Origin of the sequence: Mucilaginibacter terrigena (assembly GCF_004168255.1) — a bacterium.
In the GTDB taxonomy this organism is placed as follows: Bacteria; Bacteroidota; Bacteroidia; order Sphingobacteriales; family Sphingobacteriaceae; genus Mucilaginibacter; species Mucilaginibacter terrigena.
On record NZ_SEWG01000003.1, the window covers coordinates 408133 to 427393 of the forward strand.

Below are 19261 nucleotides of genomic sequence, written 5' to 3' on the forward strand. Positions count from 1 at the left end.
GAGAGAAATCTTGTTCGACCTGAATAGTTCGTCTTGCATATTGAACAAGATTTCTCCTCGTCCCTCGTTCGAAAGGACATTTCGTGTGGTAGTTTATTTAACATAAAAGTCCAAAAGCTTTTCACCCTCCAAAAACCCTTCCAATTTGTCGCCTACGGCAACTTTGCCTACACCTTCGGGCGTGCCGGTAAAAATAAGGTCGCCTTTTTTTAGGGTAATATACTGCGAAACAAAGGCGATAATTCGTTCAAACGAAAAAAGCAGGTTTTTGGTGTTGCCTTGCTGGCGAGTTTGGCCGTTTATATCTAAATTAAAACTGATGTTATATATATCGGCAAATTTGGCCTTTGGTAAAAAGTTACTTACCGGGGCCGAATTATCAAAGGCCTTTGCAAGCTCCCACGGCAAGCCCTTTTCTTTATGTCGGGATTGGATATCGCGCGCTGTAAAATCAACGCCAAGGGCAATTTCTTCATAGTAACCGGCTGCGAATTTCTCGCTGATGTGCTTGCCTTCCTTGCTCACCTTTAATACTATCTCAATTTCGTGATGTATATCCTGAGAAAAATCTGGGTGATAAAAGGGCTTGTTATCCTTTAGCAGGGCGGTATCCGGCTTCATGAATATTACCGGCGTAATAGGCACCGGGTTATTTAATTCTTTGGCATGCTCGGCATAGTTACGGCCAATGGCTATTATTTTCATAGAAGCCGAAATTATAAACTCTAAATCCTAAATCCTAAAATCTGAGGGTTTAAATTCTAAAAAGAAGAATGCAGGGGTGAAGAAAAAGCCGATATTATGAACTATGTTAATCGAAAGCTCTGCTTTCAGGAGGGTGAGGGGCTAAAGAACCGAGATCCTTTTATTTACCGATTCGGTACCAACCACTATTCGTATAAAATAAAAACCGCGCGATAGTTTGTTGCTTATGTTGTAGGTAATGTTCTGATCGCCAAATTCAACGCGCTGCGAAAGCAGGGTTAACACATTATTGCCCAAAATGTCCATCACATTTACATTAACATAGGCATTGCGCGCTATGGTGTACTTAACATTAATTACCTGGTCGGTAACGGGGTTTGGATAAACCTGTACATTGGTTAGCAGTTTATCATCAGGCCTTGAAAGGTTTATTTTAGCGGTTGAAACAGCCGCGGGTTTTAATGGCGGTAAGGCCAGGTGCAGGCCATTTTTTAAATAAGATGTTTTTGCCGACTTTGCTTTAAGTGTGCGCAGGTACGAAGTATCACTTTTTTGAGCGCTAACCCCTCTTGCAAGCGCAAAGTTTACCGCTATTGCAAGTACAATTACAGTAAACCAGGAATTAACAAAAGTAGATCTTCGCCCCATAGTATTATATTCTTTGCAAAAGTATAAATAATGCGCTCATCAATTCATATAGTTACGAATTAATAAATAGTTTTAACAAATTTTAACAAAATAAGATTTTATTAGTTGTTGTAAGTTATAGACTTATACGATTGTTTATAGTTTAAGTTGTTAATGGATTTTTTTAATAGTTTTGTATCCTTTTTAAATCAGCGTGTCAAACCATAAAGATCTGCAGAAACTATCAGCCTCGGGGCTGCTTATTAGTTTAGGAATAATCTACGGTGATATAGGTACATCCCCTTTGTATGTATTTAAAGCTATCATTGGCACAAACCGCATCTCCGAAACTTTGGTGCTGGGGGGCGTATCGCTCATCTTCTGGACACTCACCCTGCAAACTACACTTAAGTACGTTGTAATAACCCTAAGGGCAGATAACAAGGGCGAAGGTGGCGTTTTTTCGTTGTTCTCGCTGGTTAGGCGCAGGGCCAAATGGCTTATTATACCCGCTATTATCGGGTGGTGCGCGCTACTGGCCGATGGTATTATTACCCCGCCAATTACCATATCCGCGGCTATAGAAGGCTTAAGCTCGCGCTATCATAACCTGCCCACATTTTATATAGTGGTAGGTATCATCACCTTTTTGTTTTTTATACAGCAGTACGGCTCATCTATTGTAGGACGGGCTTTTGGGCCAATTATGTTTTTGTGGTTTACCATGATGGGGGTTTTGGGCATAAGCTATATAGTGCAAATGCCCTCTATATTAAAAGGATTAAACCCCTATTATGCCTACCAACTGCTTAGCAGCGATTATAATGCTTTTGTTATTTTGGGTGCAGTTTTCCTGTGTACAACCGGGGCCGAAGCCTTATACTCCGACCTGGGGCATTGTGGCAGGCCAAACATACGGGCTACCTGGTTATACGTTAAGCCATGCTTGCTGCTAAACTATTTTGGGCAGGCTGTATGGCTTTTGCAGCGTAACGGCCGTAACGATATCGACCTGAATGTATTTAACCCTTTTTACCAGATCATGCCCTCGTGGTTCCTCATATTTGGTATAGGTATAGCTACGGTGGCGGCGGTTATTGCCTGCCAGGCGGTAATATCAAGTTCATTCACATTAATAGCCGAGGCAGTGCGGTTGAACTTATGGCCCAAGGTTAAAATAGTTTACCCAAGCGACCAAAAGGGCCAGCTTTACGTACCCAGTATTAACTGGATACTTTTTGCAGGATGCCTGGGCGTGATGTGGCTGTTTAAAAAATCGGAAGCTATGGAAGCGGCTTATGGCTTAAGTATAACCGTAGCCATGATGATGACTACCATACTTATCTCTAATTTTTTAAAGCGAAAGAAGGTGCCTACTTACATCATTGTGATGTTTTTTGTAATGTATATTGTAATTGAGGGGGCATTTTTATTGGGAAACCTGCATAAGTTTATTGATGGGGGTTGGTTTACACTATCAATAGGTGTGGTATTATTTATCGTGATGTGGACATGGTACTCGGCCCGTAAGATCAAAAACCGCTTTGTAAAGTTTATCGAGATAGACGACTACTTTAACATCATCAAAGAAATGAGCGAAGACCATACGGTGCCCAAATACGCATCGCAATTGGTTTACATGACCAGCGCCAACTTTAACTCGGAGATAGAATCAAAAATTATTTATTCGATACTTCAAAAGAAACCCAAACGCGCCGATGTTTACTGGCTGGTGCACGTAGATGTGGTGGACGAGCCATACAAACGCGATTACGAGGTGGATTTTTTAGTGCCGGGTAAACTGATCCGTATCGACTTTAAACTTGGGTTTAGGGTAGAGCAGCAAATAAACCTGCTGTTCCGCAAAGTGGTGGAAGATCTGGTGAAGAACGGCGAGGTGGATATTACCAGCCGGTACGAATCGTTAAATAAGCACAAAATTGTGGGCGATTTTAGGTTTGTGGTGATTGAGAAGGTGTTATCGCGCTCGCATAACCTATCGCTTTACGAGCGTTTTATCATGTTCATATACGTACAATTGAAAAAGGTGAGCTTATCAGAAGAGCGCAATTTTGGCCTCGACCTAAGCTTTGTAACTGTAGAAAAAGTACCGTTAATGCTTACATCGCCCGATAGTGTTGAAATACACAGGGTAGATGTATCATCATAATAAACAGAGGAGCCTGGTTGCCATAACCAGGCTCTTTTGCTGGATAATAAATAAGTAAAAAAGTGTCGCATCAAAAAGACTTACAGAAACTAACCGCCGCCGGGCTGCTGATTAGTTTAGGAATAATTTACGGTGATATTGGTACATCGCCGTTATATGTGTTTAAAGCAATAGTAGGGTTAGGGCATACCAACTTCTCGCAGCGTATTTCAGAAACACTGGTAGTAGGTGGCGTATCCCTTATTATTTGGACGCTTACATTGCAAACAACGTTAAAGTATGTGGTGATAACGCTGCGGGCAGATAACAAAGGTGAGGGGGGCATATTCTCGCTTTTTTCCCTGGTACGCCGTAAGGCCAAATGGTTAATTGTGCCGGCCGTTTTAGGTGGCTGTGCGCTGCTTGCCGATGGTATTATTACCCCGCCTATAACCATATCATCGGCTATCGAGGGGCTTACTACCTACTATCCGAATTTGCCAACGGTACAAATTGTGATTGCCATTATAGCGGTGCTGTTTATTATACAGCAGTTTGGTACATCGCTGGTAGGTAAGGCTTTTGGGCCGATGATGTTTATATGGTTTAGTATGATGGGTGTTTTAGGTATAAACTATATTATAAAAATGCCCGAAATATTAAAGGCGCTTAATCCCTATTACGCTTATCATTTACTCACCAGCGATTATAACGCGTTTATTATACTGGGCGCGGTGTTCCTGTGTACTACCGGTGCCGAAGCCCTGTATTCCGACCTGGGGCACTGCGGGCGTAAAAACATCCAGATAAGCTGGATCTATGTAAAAACCTGCCTGGTGCTAAATTACCTGGGGCAGGCTGTTTGGCTGCTACAGCACAAAGGCCAGTCTATCGATCTGAGCATTAACAACCCCTTTTACAAAATAATGCCCGATTGGTTCCTAATATTTGGGATAGGCATAGCTACTATTGCGGCGGTTATTGCCAGCCAGGCGTTAATATCGGGCTCGTTCACGCTCATAGCCGAAGCCGTGCGGCTTAATTTATGGCCTAAGGTGCGCATCAATTATCCGTCTGAACAAAAGGGGCAATTATATGTACCCAGTGTAAACTGGCTGCTTTGTTTTGGTTGTATTGGGGTGGTGTTACTATTTAGGCACGAGGCTAAAATGCAGGCTGCATACGGGCTTAGTATTACGGTAGCCATGCTAATGACCACCATATTGGTATCAAAATACCTGCAACGTAAAAAGGTGCCTGCCTATCTTATTGGCATATTTTTAGCCATTTATTTGACTATCGAGGGGATCTTCCTGGTGGGTAACCTGCATAAGTTTATGGAAGGCGGCTGGTTTACCCTATCGATAGGCTTAGTGCTGTTCACCATCATGTGGACCTGGTTCACCGCCCGCAAGATCAAGAACCGGTATGTTAAGTTTATCGAGATAGATGATTACTTTAACATCATTAAAGAAATGAGCGAGGACGATAGCGTACCCAAATATGCTTCGCAGCTGGTTTATTTAACCAGTGCCAATTTTAACTCCGAGATAGAATCAAAGATCATTTACTCCATATTACAAAAGCAGCCCAAACGTGCTGATGTTTACTGGCTGGTACACGTAGATGTGGTGGACGAGCCTTACAAAAGCGAATACGAGGTTGACTTTTTAGTGCCGGGCAAATTAATCCGTGTAGATTTTAAACTGGGCTTTAGGGTAGAGCAGCAAATAAACCTGCTGTTTCGCAAAGTAGTGGAAGACCTGGTGAAAAATGGCGAGATAGATATTACCAGCACCTACAAATCGTTAAACAAGCACAAAATTGTTGGCGACTTTAGGTTTGTGGTGATAGAGAAGGTTTTGTCGCGATCACACTACCTGTCGCTTTACGAGAAGATCATCATGTTCATCTACCGCGAACTGAAAAAGATCAGCCTATCTGAAGAGCGCAACTTTGGCCTGGACCTGAGCTTTGTAACGGTAGAAAAAGTACCGCTGATGCTCACATCGCCCGAGAGCGTTAAACTTGAACGGGTTAATCATCATTAAAAAAAGCTATATCACATTTACAAGGGTACCCGTTAACGGGTGCCCTTTTTTTGTTTTGTCACTTTCGCAGTCGCTCGGCTCCAGCCGAGTGACCATTATTATAAGGCCTCTGGCCGCACTACTTAAATCTACAGCGGCAAGATGCCGCCAAATAGTCGTCACTCGGCTGGAGCCGAGCGACTGCGGAAACAAGGCTATAATGACAGGTGGTTTAAACAAAAAATGCCGGCATTAATGCCGGCATTTTTGTTGATGAGATGATCATCAGATTATCTTTCTAAATGTGCGTTCTCCGGCTTGCCAAGCTTACTATGTTTGTAGCCGTAGCTAAAATAAATAACAAGGCCTATTATAAGCCATGCCAGGAAACGGATCCAGCTTTCATATTCCAACTCGGCCATTAGGTAAAAGCAGCTTACAAGGCCTAATACAGGGATAAGCGATAGTTTTTTTACAAATGCCAGCACAGCTAAAGTTGCCGATAACAGGATAAACAAAAAGTATGGAAATTTATGGTGCAGATCGGTACCGCTAAACAGGTTCATGATATTATTCCTGAAAAAGTACGCGCCTACAACAAAAAGCACGGGCACTATCCATTGCGAATTAATGTATGGCAGATGAAATTTGCCTTTAACAGCAGCTTCGCGCGGTAATAACAACACACCGCCGCACACCAGCACAAACGCGAATAACGTACCTATACTGGTTAGGTTGGTTACTTCGGTAAGGTTAAGGAATAAGGCGGGGACGGCTACCACAAACCCGGTTACTATAGTAGCAAACGATGGTGTATGAAATCTTGGGTGGATGCGCGAGAACGCCTTTGGTAATAACCCATCACGACTCATGCTCATCCAGATACGGGGTTGGCCCAACTGGAATATAAGCAACACGCTGGCAGTAGCCACCACCGCGCTGATAGAGATAACATAGCTTATATTCTTTAACCCAACCTTAGCAAACACATAAGCCAATGGGTCGCCAACTCTAAGGTCTTTATAATTGACCATTCCGGTTAAAACAAGGGCTATCAGGATATATAAAACAGTGCAAATAATTAAGGAGTAGATCATACCGCGAGGCAGGTCCTTCTGTGGGTTCTTACATTCTTCGGCAGTGGTAGATATGGCATCGAAACCAATGTAGGCGAAGAATACACCGGATACGCCCTTCATCACCCCGCTAAAGCCGTTTGGCAAAAATGGGTGCCAGTTGGCCGGTGTAACGTAGAAAAAGCCGATAACGATAACCGCAATTACAATGGCTATTTTTAAATAAACCATAGCGTTGGTTGCTTTTTTTGTTTCGCGGATGCCTATATAAACCAGGTAGGTAATTACAAATACAATAGCTAAAGCAGGTATGTTGGCTATAAATTTAATATTGCCGCTACCCGGGGCGGTTGCCCATGCCGAGGCTGCAATGCGCATACGGTCGGTAATTTCGGCAAGGTTGCCACTGGCTGTAAGCTCCTGTATCTTCTCGTGCGCGGTAAACGCCGAGAAATAATCCATAGTTAAAAACGTGGGCATGTGGATATTAAACCCTTCGAGCAGGTTCACAAAGTATTCGCTCCAGGAGATGGCTACGGCTATATTTCCTATGGCATACTCCATCAGCAGGTCCCAGCCTATTATCCAGGCTATTAGCTCGCCAAAAGACGCGTAAGCATAAGTATAGGCGCTGCCCGCAACGGGTATGCGCGATGCAAACTCAGCATAGCAAAGGGCAGAAAATCCGCAGGTAATGGCTGTAATAACAAATAAGATGCTTACGCCCGGCCCCCCTTGGAAGGAGGCTTCGCCAATGGTTGAAAAGATCCCTGCGCCAACTACGGCGGCTATACCCATCAGGGTAAGATCTTTAACATTTAGCGCTTTTTCAAGCCGGGATGCGGTGCCCGGGTGTTCACTGTCACTAAAACCGCTGGCAACATCAGCTAAGATCTTAGTGACTGATTTTCTGCGAAATATACTTCTCGACATATAATTAGATCAGTTTGGTCTTTTTCCAAACCAAACATAACCATTTTTTTGCATTGAAAAACTATATGCTTACTTTGTGCCGATGAACGCAGGCGCAAAAGATGTTTTGTTTAAAATACGATACCTTTTTTTACCTTATATAGCTGTTTTATGCGCCTGCTTAGTTATCAAAATCCTCTTTACCCGGTCTGAGATCTACTTCGCTGTCAACGGTTTTCACAGCGATCTTGCCGACGGTGTTGAACCTTATATCACTCATATTGGCGATGGCCTTACTGTTGTTGCATTATCGGTAATACTGGTACTGTTTAATTACCGGGCATCGTTTTTAATGATAACCAGTTACGCGTTAACCTCGCTTACCGCTCAAATTTTAAAGTATAGTTTTGATATGCCACGGCCCAAGTTATACTTTGGCGATCAGTTGGATAAAATTCATTTTGTAAAAGGGTTGTATATTTTAACCTATCACAGTTTCCCATCGGGCCATACGGTAACGGCGTTTTCGGCAGGGGTGGTAATTACTTATCTGGTTAAAAATAAAGCGTGGGGGGCTGTGCTGTTGTTTATATGCCTGATGGTAGGCTACTCGCGCATGTACTTAAGCCAGCATTTTTTTGAGGATGTAACGGTTGGCTCGGTAGTGGGGGTTTTAATAACCGTGATATGGCTGAGTTATATCGACCGCAAAAATTTTATAAACAGCCCCCGCTGGAACGGGGGGCTGCTTACAAGGTCAAAATAACCTTATTTTTTCTTTTTCCTGCGTGCTATTAGCACAACGATGAGGATAAGCAGCACTGCGCCGCCGCCGTATATACCTATTTTAGCGGTAGGCGACAAGCCTTTAGCATTAGACAGGTATTGATCGGTACGCTTTAATTCCTGTGATAGTTTTATTGAACTGGAGTAGGCTTTATACTCCTCCTTAATTACGTCTTTCCTTAGCTCCTCATAATAATATTCAACGGTGTAAGTTACATCCTGCGTGTATATTACAATAAAGTTACGGATCTGAAGGCCTGCGCCCTGGTCGGTCTGTAATTCAAAAGTTTTTGCCTTTAGGTGGCCAATGGTGGTATCGCGTACATTTAAGGTGCTGCCGTCTGATTGGCCTTTAATGCCCTTTATGTAATCCTGCAAAACCTTATTCAGGTCGCGTTCTTTTTTTAAAGGCTTGTTATTATCGGCATTAGGGGCGCGGATAACTACCATATAACCATATTGGCCATTACCTGAAAAGATGGATTGACCAAGCGTATCTTTTTTGGTATATTTTTCGGGTAGCGAAATGGTAACCAGGCTATCAATTTTAACCGGTTTTAAAGCTGTTTGTGCAAAGCTGCTTGTTGCAAACAACACAAGGCTAAATATTACAAGTATCTTTTTCATAGATGGTTAAACCTATAAAACACATATAAGTTTTAACATATATCAAAATAATAAGGTAATAATAGGACTAAACCGCTTACTTATAGAGTCTTAGAACCCTTGTACGGTTATATTGCTGTAATAGGATAGGGCATACATTATACACAACATTGGCTATAAGAATAATTGCAAAAAAAGCATATTGCCTGCTAATAACGGCGTAAACACCGGTTAGCAGGAAAAAGGTAAAGCAAAGGAAATGAAACCGCTCGTACATTACAATGGTGCGCATATACTGCGCCGCATGGGCCTTATCTTTTATCAATTTATACTGCGGATCTTTTTTGCGGAGCAGCCTGTTGGCCAACTCGCCGTTCTGCACAAACTTGCGGATGAATTTAATACCAAAACCTTCATAAAACTTTGGGTTATTGCTTAGCTGTAAAAGCCTTGCGGGTATTACCAGGCTTAAAAAACTGATAAAAATAAGCAGGTAAAGCAACTGCATGGCACCAGCACCAATCCAGAAACCAACAACCGGGATAAAGCACAAAATCGTCCAAAAGAAATTTATTGCCTGGTTCATATGGTTCGCTGTAAATTCCCTCCCTTGAGAGGGGTGTGCCGGCCTGTGAAATTGGGGGGAGGGGGTAGCCGTTCAATTCATTATGCCTACCCCTATGCACCCCTCCCCAAGGAGGAAATTATATAGGTTTATATCTTATCCATCTCCGCTTTTACAAATTCGGCAAGCTCTTTTACATAACCTGCGCTAAAATCAAATTTGATACCCGCTGTTTCGTAAATCTCGGTAATGGTTTTGGTGTAACCCAGTTTCAGGGCATCCAGGTATTGCTGAAGGCCTTTCTCGGGGTTCTCTTTGTAATTCTTCCAAACGGCTATGGCGCCAAGTTGGGCCATACCATATTCAATGTAGTAGAACGGCACCTCGAAAATGTGCAGTTGCTTTTGCCACAGGTTTTGCTCGGCCTGCGGGTGTTCGCTCCAATCGGCGAAGCCTGCACCGAATGGCTCGTATATTTTTAACCAGGCCTCGGTGCGCTCGGTATCGGTATGGTCGGGGTTGGTGTAGATCCAGTGCTGAAACTGGTCGACAACTGCCACCCAAGGCAGGGTTTTCAATACATCAAAAAGTTGATCGCGTTTGGCGCGTTTCAGGTCTTCCTCGTTTTCAAAATAAACATCCCAGTTATCCATCGAGATCAATTCCATTGACATGGAAGCCAACTCTGCAACCTCACTCGGGCAGTGTTTAAAATCGTTCAGCTCCAGGTCGGCAGTAAGGAAGGTATGTACCGCGTGGCCGCCTTCGTGCACCATGGTGGTCAAATCGCGAAAGGTGTTGGCCGAGTTCATGAAGATGAAAGGCGCGCCCGTTTCAGACAGCGGGTAGTTGTAACCGCCTGGTGCTTTGCCTTTGCGGCTTTCCACATCAAACAGGTTGTTATCTTTCATGATCTCTAAACGCTCGCCCAGGTAGCGGTTAATGTTGCTGAAACACTGGATAGATTTCTCCACCAGTTCGGCACCGCTGTTAAATGGTTTCAACGCCGGTTTGCCCGAAACATCAACATCCATATCCCATGGCTTTAAAGCATCAAGGCCTAAAGCTTCCTTGCGTTTTTCGGCCTGTTCGCGTAGTATGGGTACTATCTCGGTTTCTATCGCCGCGTGGAAAGCGTAACAATCCTGTGGGGTGTAATCAAAACGGCCAAGCGCCTGGAACATGTAATCCCTAAAATTCTCGAACCCGGCGTTCAAAGCAACCTTATGGCGAAGCGCTCGCAGATGATCGAACAGGGTATCCAATACTGTTTTTTCCTGCAGGCGTCGGGCGGTGATCTTCTCCCAAACTTCCTGTCGTTTGCTGCGGTCGGTATCTTTCAGGAAAACGGATGCCTGTTCCAGCGTGTATTCCTTTTCGCCAATATGCACGCTCATAGCACCTGTTATCGACTGATATTTTTGCTGCTCTACCTGGATCTCGGTTTGCAGCGGGATGTTCTCCTCGCGGAAAAGCTCCAGCGATTTTTTTACCGCGCGCAGCATAATGTAAAATTTCTCCTCACTTAGCTTATCTACAAACTCGCTGTCAACAAGCTTTTTGTTCAATTCGTTATTGTAGGGTGCGGTGTTTGGCTCAATCTCAGTAGCAAAGTACTGGAAGCTGGCCAGCAATTCCTCGCTATTGGTATCGCAGGTCATGCGGATGTAGCGCCATGCAAAATCCTCTTCAAGCGCTGCCTGTAGTTCGCTGCCGTCCTTTAGCCACTGCTCCAGTTCTTCAACCGAATTGATGGGGCGGGCCAAAAGTTCTTTGTAAATAGGCTCCAGCGTTTCCCATTTAATTTCAAGGTTGACCGGGATATATGTTCTTGTTTTTTTGTGGATCATGGTGTATAGATGTGCAAATATGCAGATATGCAAATGTGCAGATTATTTGGGATTTGGTAAAGATGTAAGATAGAAAAGACAGTGGCGTGAAGAAATCCGGAAGTCGGAAAGACCGGAAATCCGGACTTATCTTTCGGACTTTATTGACTTATGCGGACTTTCGGACTAATGAATTACCTCATCCACAACCTATCCAGTAAGAAGAACGCTGCGAAAACTACGCTGGCAATGCCGTTTGTTGTCATAAAAGCAAAGGTTACGCGGCTTAGATCGTTTGGTTTTACAAGGGTGTGCTGATAGATGAGCATGGCGCAAAAGAATGCGATACCGATGTAATACAGTAAGCCAACGTTTGTATAAAATATCGGCATCAGCACAAATGCCGCCGAAAATACATGCAGTACTGACGATAGCCGCAAAGCATTTACCTTACCGAGCCATGCGGGAATAGAGTGCAGCTTTTGGTCGCGGTCAAAATCCTCATCCTGCAATGCGTAAATGATATCAAACCCACTTACCCAGCATAGCACCGATAGCGAGAAGAAGATAGGTGTTAGCGCGAACGCGCCTGTTACCACCAAATAAGCGCCGATAGGGGCAAGCGATAAGCCAAGGCCCAATACCATATGGCAAAGCGCGGTAAAGCGTTTAGTAGCACTATATCCCAAAACCACCAGCAAAGCTATTGGCGATAGGTAAAAGCAAAGCGGGTTAATGAACCAAGTTGTTAAGATGAACAAACCACAATTTGTTAAAGTAAATGTTAAAGCTGCCGCCGGAGAAATTCTCCCTGCCGGGATATCGCGCTGTTTGGTGCGGGGGTTTTTGGCGTCGATGTTACGGTCGAGGTAGCGGTTAAACGCCATGGCCGAGTTACGGGCAAATACCATACACAAAAGCATCATTACCAGTTTTTGCCATTCAAATTTATGATCGGTAGTGGTAACCGCCAAAAAGAAACCGATAAAGGCAAACGGCATCGCAAATATGGTATGCGTAAACGTTACTAATGATAAATACTTTTTCATCTGTTATTTAGGGCTCCCCCCTTGAGAAGGGAACTAATTTACTTACTATATCTCTCCTCGTCAAACTCGGGGATCTCAAAACTATTGTTAATGCCGCCAATAAAACCCAGCACCTCATCTCGGCCAAGCATCAACTCGGATGAGGTTACAAAATGCTGAGGTGCTTCTTCAAAAAAGGCCAGCATCGCTTTGCGAAATTTGGCAATATTCTGGTCGGTTTTAAGGTTACTTTGTTTATCTGCCTTGGTGAATACCAGTACAAAGGGCAGGCCTTTTTCACCCAGCCAGCTGCAAAACTCAAGGTCTATCTTTTGCGGTTCAAGGCGGCTGTCTATCAAAACCATTACGCATTGCAGGCTTTCGCGCTTATCCAGGTAGGTTTGGATAAATTTATTCCAGTCGGCTTTTTTGCTTTTGGAGGCACGGGCGTAACCATAACCGGGCAGATCGACGATGTACCAGTTCTCGTTCACCAAAAAGTGATTGATAAGTTGGGTTTTACCCGGTGTTTGCGATGTTTTTGCCAGGCCCTTTTTTTGAAGTAGCATATTTATCAGCGATGATTTACCTACATTACTGCGGCCGATAAAAGCATATTCGGGCTTTATGGGCGGCGGCAATTTCGATACCTGGGTATTGCTGCAAATAAAGTCGGCAGATTTTATGATCATGCTGCAAAGGTAGGGTTTATTTTGTTTGAAGGTTGTAAGGTTGTAAGGTTGTAAGGTTGTAAGGTTGTAGAGCGACAAGTAAAAAGATGTTTAAACATCTTTTTACTTGTCGCTGATAGAAAAAACTTTACAACCTTATAACTTTACAACATTACAACAAATTTATCATGAGCGATTATAAGATCCCGGCCCAAACCCGCATTGGCCACGTGCACTTAAAAGTAAGCGATCTGCAAAAATCGATGGCTTTTTATTGCGACCTGCTTGGTTTTGAACTGGTAACCATGTATGGCGATCAGGCGGCGTTTGTATCCGCAGGCGGATACCATCACCATATAGGACTGAACACCTGGCAAAGCAAAGGCGCGCCGCCTGCCCCGCAATATGCGCCGGGCTTGTTCCACACCGCTATCGTATACCCCGAGCGCAAAGACCTTGCAGCTATTTTACAGCGTTTAATAGATAATGGCTACCCGCTTACCGGCGCATCGGACCACGGCGTATCCGAAGCCTTATACCTTGACGACCCCGATGGTAACGGCGTTGAACTATACTGGGATAGGCCAAAGGCCGAATGGCCGACAGATGAGCATGGCAACCTTACCATGTACACACGCCAGCTTGATATCCCCGGATTGCTTGCGTTGCTTAAGTAAGTTACTCGTTAAGCATATATTTATCTACCCCGGCAGCAGGTTTCCACTTGCTGTTGGGCTCGAAATAATGCCATAACAGGGCTGATACTTTTTTGATAAGCAAGCCGGCCTCGTTATCCGGTGCCCAACGCTGGTCCTTGTTGTTTTTGGTGATGATAGAGAACACGTAATCGCCATGCGGGGCGTTCACCATAACGGTTTCGCTTTTTGATGCATCAACTGCCCCCTGCTTGGATATAGCCTGCACATAAGGCGGTATCTGCGATAAGGCTTTGTCATCCCAATAAATTCGGTTCAGCATGCGGTACATGCGCTCGCTTGCTGCAGTGCTTACCACTTTACCTTCCCTTATCATCGTAAATAAGCGGCACATTTCGCGTGGTGTGGTAACACCCCAGCCATATACCTCCCAAATTGGCCGGCGCGTCGGGATGCGCGAGTTTACCCGCATTACCTTAAAGCCGTTCTGCTCCAGCCAGGTGTTGATGTAATCACCGCCTACTAGTTTTTGCAGCCAGGTGCTGGCGGTATTATCGCTCATGGTGATCATCAGCATGGCAACCTTACTAAGCTGAATGGTATCCTTATCTTTAAACGATCCCAAAATATCCTCGCCGGGGTACAGCAGCGAATCGCGGTAAACAAGCTTTTGGTTATATTGCATTACGTCTTTCTCAATCTTATCCATCAACCCGCCTAAAATGCTCACTTTGATCATGCTGGCCGTAGGGAATAAGGTATCGGCATTTATCTCTACAGTTCTCCCCGTTTTTAAGTTTTGCACATAAATGCCAGCCTGCCCGTTAAATTTTTTGGTTAAGCTTTGCAATTGCGCGGTTAGCTTTTGATCGGTTTGGGCGAAGGTGGTTAGGGTGGTGAGGAGCAGGAGGATAGATAGCAGTTGTTTCATAGGTGATGATTTTTATACATAATTAAAGTTATGTATCTTTATGATATGAATGTTCATCAAGTTATCAATATCGACAACAATATTTTAAGCGGGCAACCTGTTTTCACAGGGACACGTGTGCCCGTTGACTCTCTTTTTGATCATTTGGAAGCGGGTGTGTCCTTAGATGAATTTTTGGAAGATTTTCCATCTGTTACCAAAGATCAGGCGGTTGCTTTGCTGGATATGGCTAATAAAATCGTCACCTCAAAAGATATAGCTAAACTTTATGAAGCTGTTGCTTGACGAAAATCTGCCTAAAAAACTTAAGCTCGATTTTTCTGAACATGAAATTTATACTGTTAGTGATAAAGGATGGAATGGTGTGTAAAACGGGAAACTATTGAAACTCCTGATCGCAGAAGGCTTTGATGCACTAATTACGTTTGACAAAAATCTTCAATATCAACAAAATTTTAAGAAATATACAGTAACCGTATTTGTGCTCACAGCTTCAATAAATACCTATTCGGAATTAACAAAGCTAAGCCCAAAAGTTAGAGCATATTTAAACAGCAACAATGTTTCTGACGGGCCGGTAATTGTTATCTCTTAACTTTTACCCTCTTAAACCCTTTTCCTATCTTTACGCCATATATGCAACACCTGCGCTGGCTTTTGTTACCGTTTTCGTTGGTTTATGGTTTGGTGGTTATCATCCGTAACTGGTTTTACGATGCCGGGTTGTTTAAAAGCCACGAGTTTGAGTTGCCGGTAATTTGCGTGGGCAACCTTGAAATTGGCGGCGCCGGCAAAAGCCCCATGACGGAGTACCTGGTGCGATTATTGAAAGATCAATATAACCTGGCCACCCTTAGCCGTGGATACGGCCGCAATAGTAAAGGCTTTATAACTGCCACCGCCACTGCTACCGCCACTGAAATAGGCGATGAGCCATCCCAGTTCAAACACAAATTCCCGGATGTCACTGTTGCCGTTTGCGAGGACAGGGTAGCGGGCATTCAACAATTAAAAACGGAGCATAACCTCATAATCCTTGATGATGCCTTTCAGCACCGCGCGGTAAAGGCAGGGTTAAATGTTTTATTGTTCGACTACAACCATTTGCAAAAGCCAAAATTTGTTTTGCCCGCAGGCAACCTGCGCGAGCCTTTTAGCGGCCGCTGGCGGGCAGATATGATGGTGGTAACCAAATGCCCGGATGGTTTAACGGAGCAGCAAATAACCAAAAGCTATGAGCAGATCTCGCCATTAAACTGGCAGCCTTTATTTTTTACATCCATAGCTTACCAGCCATTACAGGATCTGCAGGGCAAGTTAACAGATACAGTTATCGATGCGGATACCACAATCTTCCTGCTTACAGGTATCGCTAACCCGAAACCATTGGTGCAGCACATCAGGCAATCCACAACAAATATTATCCACCATAATTATCCCGATCATCACCGGTTTACGTTAAAAAATATCGCTAAACTTGCGTGTGAGTTTTTTGCCTGTAGGTCGCAAAAAAAACTGATCATCACAACAGAAAAGGATGCACAGCGTTTAGGGGTACAAGAGTTAATACCCACCCTTGCGCAACTGCCAATTTTGGTACAGCCAATAGGCATCGAATTTTTAAATAACGGGCGGCAAGCATTTGATACATTATTATTGAACTATGTTAGAGAGCATACACAATACAACTGAGTATATTAAAAAACGCATCGGCGATTTTGAGCCGGAAGCAGGTATAATTTTGGGCACCGGCCTTGGCGCTTTGGTAAACGAAATTGAGGTTGAAAAACAACTGATGTACTCTAACATCCCCGACTTCCCGATGTCGACGCTGGAGTTTCATTCCGGTAAATTGATATTTGGTACACTGGGTGGTAAAAAAGTAGTCGCCATGCAGGGACGTTTGCATTATTACGAAGGGTATACAATGCAGCAGATCACCTTCCCGGTTAGGGTGATGAAAATGCTGGGTATTAAAACGCTTTTTGTATCAAATGCAAGCGGCTCGCTTAACCCCGATATAAAAAAGGGCGACCTGATGGTCATCGAAGATCACATCAACCTGCAGCCCATGAACCCGCTTACCGGCCGTAACGACGAGGAGCTTGGCCCGCGCTTTCCGGATATGAGCGAGCCCTACCGCCACGACCTGATAAAAAAGGGGCTTGATATCGCGAAAGCAAACAATATTACCTGCCATAAGGGAGTTTATGTTGCGGTTACCGGCCCAAATTTAGAAACCCGTGCCGAATATAAATACCTGCGCGTAATTGGCGGCGATATTGTTGGTATGAGCACCGTGCCCGAGGTTATTGTGGCAAACCATATGGGCTTGCCTGTATTTGCCATATCTGTAATTACAGATGAAGGTTTCCCCGAAGTGCTAAAACCGGTATCGCTTGAAGAGATACTGGCTGTTGCAAGGGAGGCTGAGCCGAAACTGACCGTTATACTGAAAGAATTAATAGCGCGGCTTTAATGGCGAATAAGCTTAAATATTTACTTATTTTATTCATCTGCGCAGCGGTGCAGGATGTTTTTGCACAGGTAGGCAACCAGCGGTTCCCGGGCCAAAGAACGGGCGAACCTGTTTACTCGCGTGATACATCACGTAATGTACGGCGGAACGGAGAATCGCAAAACCTCGACTCGGTGCGGATGCGCGAAGAGAACCGTAAAGATTCCATCGTATTTACCTCAAAATTTATAAAAGTTACCAGCGAGCGCTTGCTTATGGATAGCATCCAGTTGTTTCCGCTGGATACAGGGCTGGTTAACTTTGAAAATTACAGTCCGCTTAACCAGCCGCGCAACCCAAAAATTAGTTTAGGCTATCCCGGTGTATCGCAGCGCGACCTGCTGTTTAACCCACGTAAAACTATTGGTTTTGACGAAGGCATGCACGCGCTTGATGCCTACATGATAAACCCCCAGGATATTAATTACTTTAATGCCCGCGCACCGTATACGCTGCTATCCTTATACAGTTCGCTTGGCGGCTCTAAAGAACAACTTTTTAAAACACTGCACACCCAAAATATTAAACCCAACTGGAACATCGGCTTTATGCTGAATTTTAACGGGTCGCGGGGGTATTACAGTACTAACGGCATCCTGGCGCAGAATGTAAGCGATTTTACCGCAGGTATTTTCAGCTGGTATCATAGTGTTAATAAAAGGTATAACCTTTTGGCCAACGTTTTATTTAACAACCTTAAAGCCCCCGAAACGGGTTCTATTTTAAAGGATACGATATTTAACAGCAAACAATCATCGTTTGATAAAACCGGCGAACCGGTGCGCCTGCCAAGCAGTTTTACCAACTGGAAAAGCACCGGCTTTTACATTAAGCAGTTTTATTACATTGGCCACATAGATAGCCTTAACAGGGGGAAGGCGGGTAATAAAAACGTGCTGCCTACACAGCGCGTGGCTTACACATTTTATTACAACCAGCGCAAATACAATTATCTGCAAAATGATCTGGACAGGAACGGTGTATTCCCCGATTATTATTTCAGCGCGGGCAGGTCACGCGATTCATTAAATGTTTTGCACCTGCAAAACGAGTTTTCGTACAGTTTTTACCTGAGGGGGAAATCCTTAAAAATGGTAAAGAACGAGTTGAAGCTGGATGTTGGGCTAACCCAGGATTTTTATAAAGTGAGCCAGTTTGTAGCCGATACACTTATTAATGAATTTGGCCGAAAGGAGATCAAACCGTCCAGGGTGCAGAATGAAACTTTCCAGAATATTACGCTAAAAGCCAGGCTTGGTTACAGGTTTAGCGATCGGATAAACCTGGATGGCGATATACGGCAAATTGTACAGGGCCGCAATTTTGGCGATTTGCTGTACGATGCAAAGCTTACCCTTGCAGGCGGGAAAAAAGCCGGGAGGATTGTTTTGGGCGCTTATTTGCAAAGCAGTTCGCCGGGGATGGTTTACACCAACTGGATATCAAACCATTACATTTTTAACAACAATTTTAGTAATCAAAAAACCACCAACCTGTCTTTTAATTACATAAACGACATGTTGCAGGTTGACCTAAAGGCCGAATATTTCCTGATAACCGATTACCTGTATTTTGCCGCGCAGCCCGGTGGTATTGATGCCACGCCAAAGCAATATGGCGCGGGTATAAATATGCTTAAGGTAAGCCTGGGTAAAAATTTGCAGTGGCGCAAGTTTCACTTTGATAATTATGTGGTTTATCAAAAAACTGATAACGCCAATATTTTACGCACACCCGAAGTTTATACGTACAGTAGTTTATATTATGGTACTGTACTTTTTAACGTGCTTAACTCGCAGTTTGGTGTAAACGTTAGGTATAATACGCCGTACCTTGCCCCGTCATACGCGGTAGGCTTAGGGCAGTTTTATAATGGGCCAAATATCACTTTTACATCGTACCCTATTGCAACAGTATTTTTTAAAGCCACGCTTGATCGTACCAACCTTTTTATCCAGTACGACTATATAAACCAGGGGTTACTGAGCAACGGTTTTTATACAGTAAACCGCTACCCGCAAATGGATAAAATGATAAAATTCGGCGTAGCATGGACGTTCTATAATTAGAAGCCCCCTAACCCCCTGAAGGGGGAACAGAATAGAAGAAGCCCAAACTGTTCAAGTTTGGGCTTCTTTGCGTTATGCGTTTCAAGAACTCCCCCTTTAGGGG

General features: G+C 44.0%; 17 protein-coding genes. 8 read left to right on the forward strand and 9 right to left on the reverse strand.

Going from position 1 to position 19261, the window contains the following annotated elements; all coding sequences use genetic code 11:
* Nucleotides 1-93 precede the first annotated feature (93 nt).
* Together EWM62_RS09020 and EWM62_RS09025 are read right to left on the reverse strand one after the other, a co-directional pair.
* Entirely contained in the window at nt 94-705 is a 612-nt protein-coding gene (locus tag EWM62_RS09020) for a fumarylacetoacetate hydrolase family protein (RefSeq protein ID WP_129876325.1), read from the reverse strand.
* 141 nt (nt 706-846) lie between these two features.
* Nucleotides 847-1353 carry a T9SS type A sorting domain-containing protein gene (locus EWM62_RS09025; RefSeq protein ID WP_129876326.1) on the reverse strand — a complete coding sequence of 169 codons (507 nt, stop codon included), beginning with the start codon at nt 1351-1353 and terminating at the stop codon, nt 847-849.
* Nucleotides 1354-1546: 193 nt separating this feature from the next.
* Here EWM62_RS09025 and EWM62_RS09030 point away from each other — a divergent pair, with 193 nt between their 5' ends.
* Nucleotides 1547-3502 (forward strand): KUP/HAK/KT family potassium transporter, encoded by a 1956-nt coding sequence (locus EWM62_RS09030; protein WP_129876327.1) that lies wholly within the window; start codon nt 1547-1549, stop codon nt 3500-3502.
* A gap of 62 nt (nt 3503-3564) precedes the next feature.
* Nucleotides 3565-5532: a KUP/HAK/KT family potassium transporter gene (locus tag EWM62_RS09035; RefSeq protein ID WP_129876328.1), complete on the forward strand. Its 1968-nt coding sequence runs from the start codon at nt 3565-3567 to the stop codon at nt 5530-5532.
* A 269-nt stretch (nt 5533-5801) separates the two neighbouring features.
* On the opposite strand, the gene EWM62_RS09040 is transcribed toward EWM62_RS09035, so the two are convergent.
* Entirely contained in the window at nt 5802-7520 is a 1719-nt protein-coding gene (locus EWM62_RS09040) for an amino acid permease (protein ID WP_129876329.1), read from the reverse strand.
* An 82-nt stretch (nt 7521-7602) separates the two neighbouring features.
* On the opposite strand from EWM62_RS09040, the gene EWM62_RS09045 reads away from it, so the two are divergent.
* Nucleotides 7603-8265: a phosphatase PAP2 family protein gene (locus tag EWM62_RS09045; protein ID WP_129876330.1), complete on the forward strand. Its 663-nt coding sequence runs from the start codon at nt 7603-7605 to the stop codon at nt 8263-8265.
* 2 nt (nt 8266-8267) lie between these two features.
* Here the strand turns inward: EWM62_RS09045 and EWM62_RS09050 are convergent, their stop codons facing one another.
* The 5 genes from EWM62_RS09050 to yihA all read right to left on the reverse strand — a co-directional run bounded on the left by EWM62_RS09050 (nt 8268) and on the right by yihA (nt 13005).
* A complete protein-coding gene (locus EWM62_RS09050; protein WP_129876331.1) occupies nt 8268-8912 on the reverse strand; it encodes a hypothetical protein in 645 nt (214 codons plus the stop codon).
* Between the two features lie 76 nt (nt 8913-8988).
* Nucleotides 8989-9477, reverse strand: coding sequence for a glycosyl-4,4'-diaponeurosporenoate acyltransferase CrtO family protein (locus EWM62_RS09055; protein ID WP_129876332.1), 489 nt, complete (start codon nt 9475-9477; stop codon nt 8989-8991).
* Nucleotides 9478-9605: 128 nt separating this feature from the next.
* Nucleotides 9606-11306, reverse strand: coding sequence for a M3 family oligoendopeptidase (locus EWM62_RS09060; RefSeq protein ID WP_129876333.1), 1701 nt, complete (start codon nt 11304-11306; stop codon nt 9606-9608).
* 173 nt (nt 11307-11479) lie between these two features.
* A complete protein-coding gene (locus EWM62_RS09065; RefSeq protein WP_129876334.1) occupies nt 11480-12334 on the reverse strand; it encodes a UbiA-like polyprenyltransferase in 855 nt (284 codons plus the stop codon).
* A 38-nt stretch (nt 12335-12372) separates the two neighbouring features.
* Nucleotides 12373-13005 carry a ribosome biogenesis GTP-binding protein YihA/YsxC gene (gene yihA, locus EWM62_RS09070; protein ID WP_129876335.1) on the reverse strand — a complete coding sequence of 211 codons (633 nt, stop codon included), beginning with the start codon at nt 13003-13005 and terminating at the stop codon, nt 12373-12375.
* A gap of 167 nt (nt 13006-13172) precedes the next feature.
* On the opposite strand from yihA, the gene EWM62_RS09075 reads away from it, so the two are divergent.
* Nucleotides 13173-13661, forward strand: a complete 489-nt coding sequence (locus EWM62_RS09075) for a VOC family protein (protein ID WP_129876336.1) — start codon at nt 13173-13175, stop codon at nt 13659-13661.
* Nucleotide 13662: 1 nt separating this feature from the next.
* On the opposite strand, the gene EWM62_RS09080 is transcribed toward EWM62_RS09075, so the two are convergent.
* A complete protein-coding gene (locus tag EWM62_RS09080) occupies nt 13663-14571 on the reverse strand; it encodes a serine hydrolase (RefSeq protein ID WP_129876337.1) in 909 nt (302 codons plus the stop codon).
* 30 nt (nt 14572-14601) lie between these two features.
* Here EWM62_RS09080 and EWM62_RS09085 point away from each other — a divergent pair, with 30 nt between their 5' ends.
* From EWM62_RS09085 to EWM62_RS09105, 4 genes are all read left to right on the forward strand, one after another.
* Nucleotides 14602-14856 carry a DUF433 domain-containing protein gene (locus EWM62_RS09085; RefSeq protein WP_238989313.1) on the forward strand — a complete coding sequence of 85 codons (255 nt, stop codon included), beginning with the start codon at nt 14602-14604 and terminating at the stop codon, nt 14854-14856.
* 351 nt (nt 14857-15207) lie between these two features.
* Nucleotides 15208-16263: a tetraacyldisaccharide 4'-kinase gene (gene lpxK / locus EWM62_RS09095; protein WP_129876338.1), complete on the forward strand. Its 1056-nt coding sequence runs from the start codon at nt 15208-15210 to the stop codon at nt 16261-16263.
* Nucleotides 16235-17050 (forward strand): purine-nucleoside phosphorylase, encoded by an 816-nt coding sequence (locus EWM62_RS09100; protein ID WP_129876339.1) that lies wholly within the window; start codon nt 16235-16237, stop codon nt 17048-17050. The genes lpxK and EWM62_RS09100 overlap by 29 nt, the downstream gene beginning before the upstream one ends.
* The gene (locus EWM62_RS09105; RefSeq protein ID WP_129876340.1) at nt 17050-19158 is read left to right on the forward strand and encodes a putative porin; all 2109 of its coding nucleotides are present in this window, start codon (nt 17050-17052) and stop codon (nt 19156-19158) included. Before EWM62_RS09100 ends, EWM62_RS09105 begins: the two co-directional genes overlap by 1 nt.
* Nucleotides 19159-19261 lie beyond the last annotated feature (103 nt).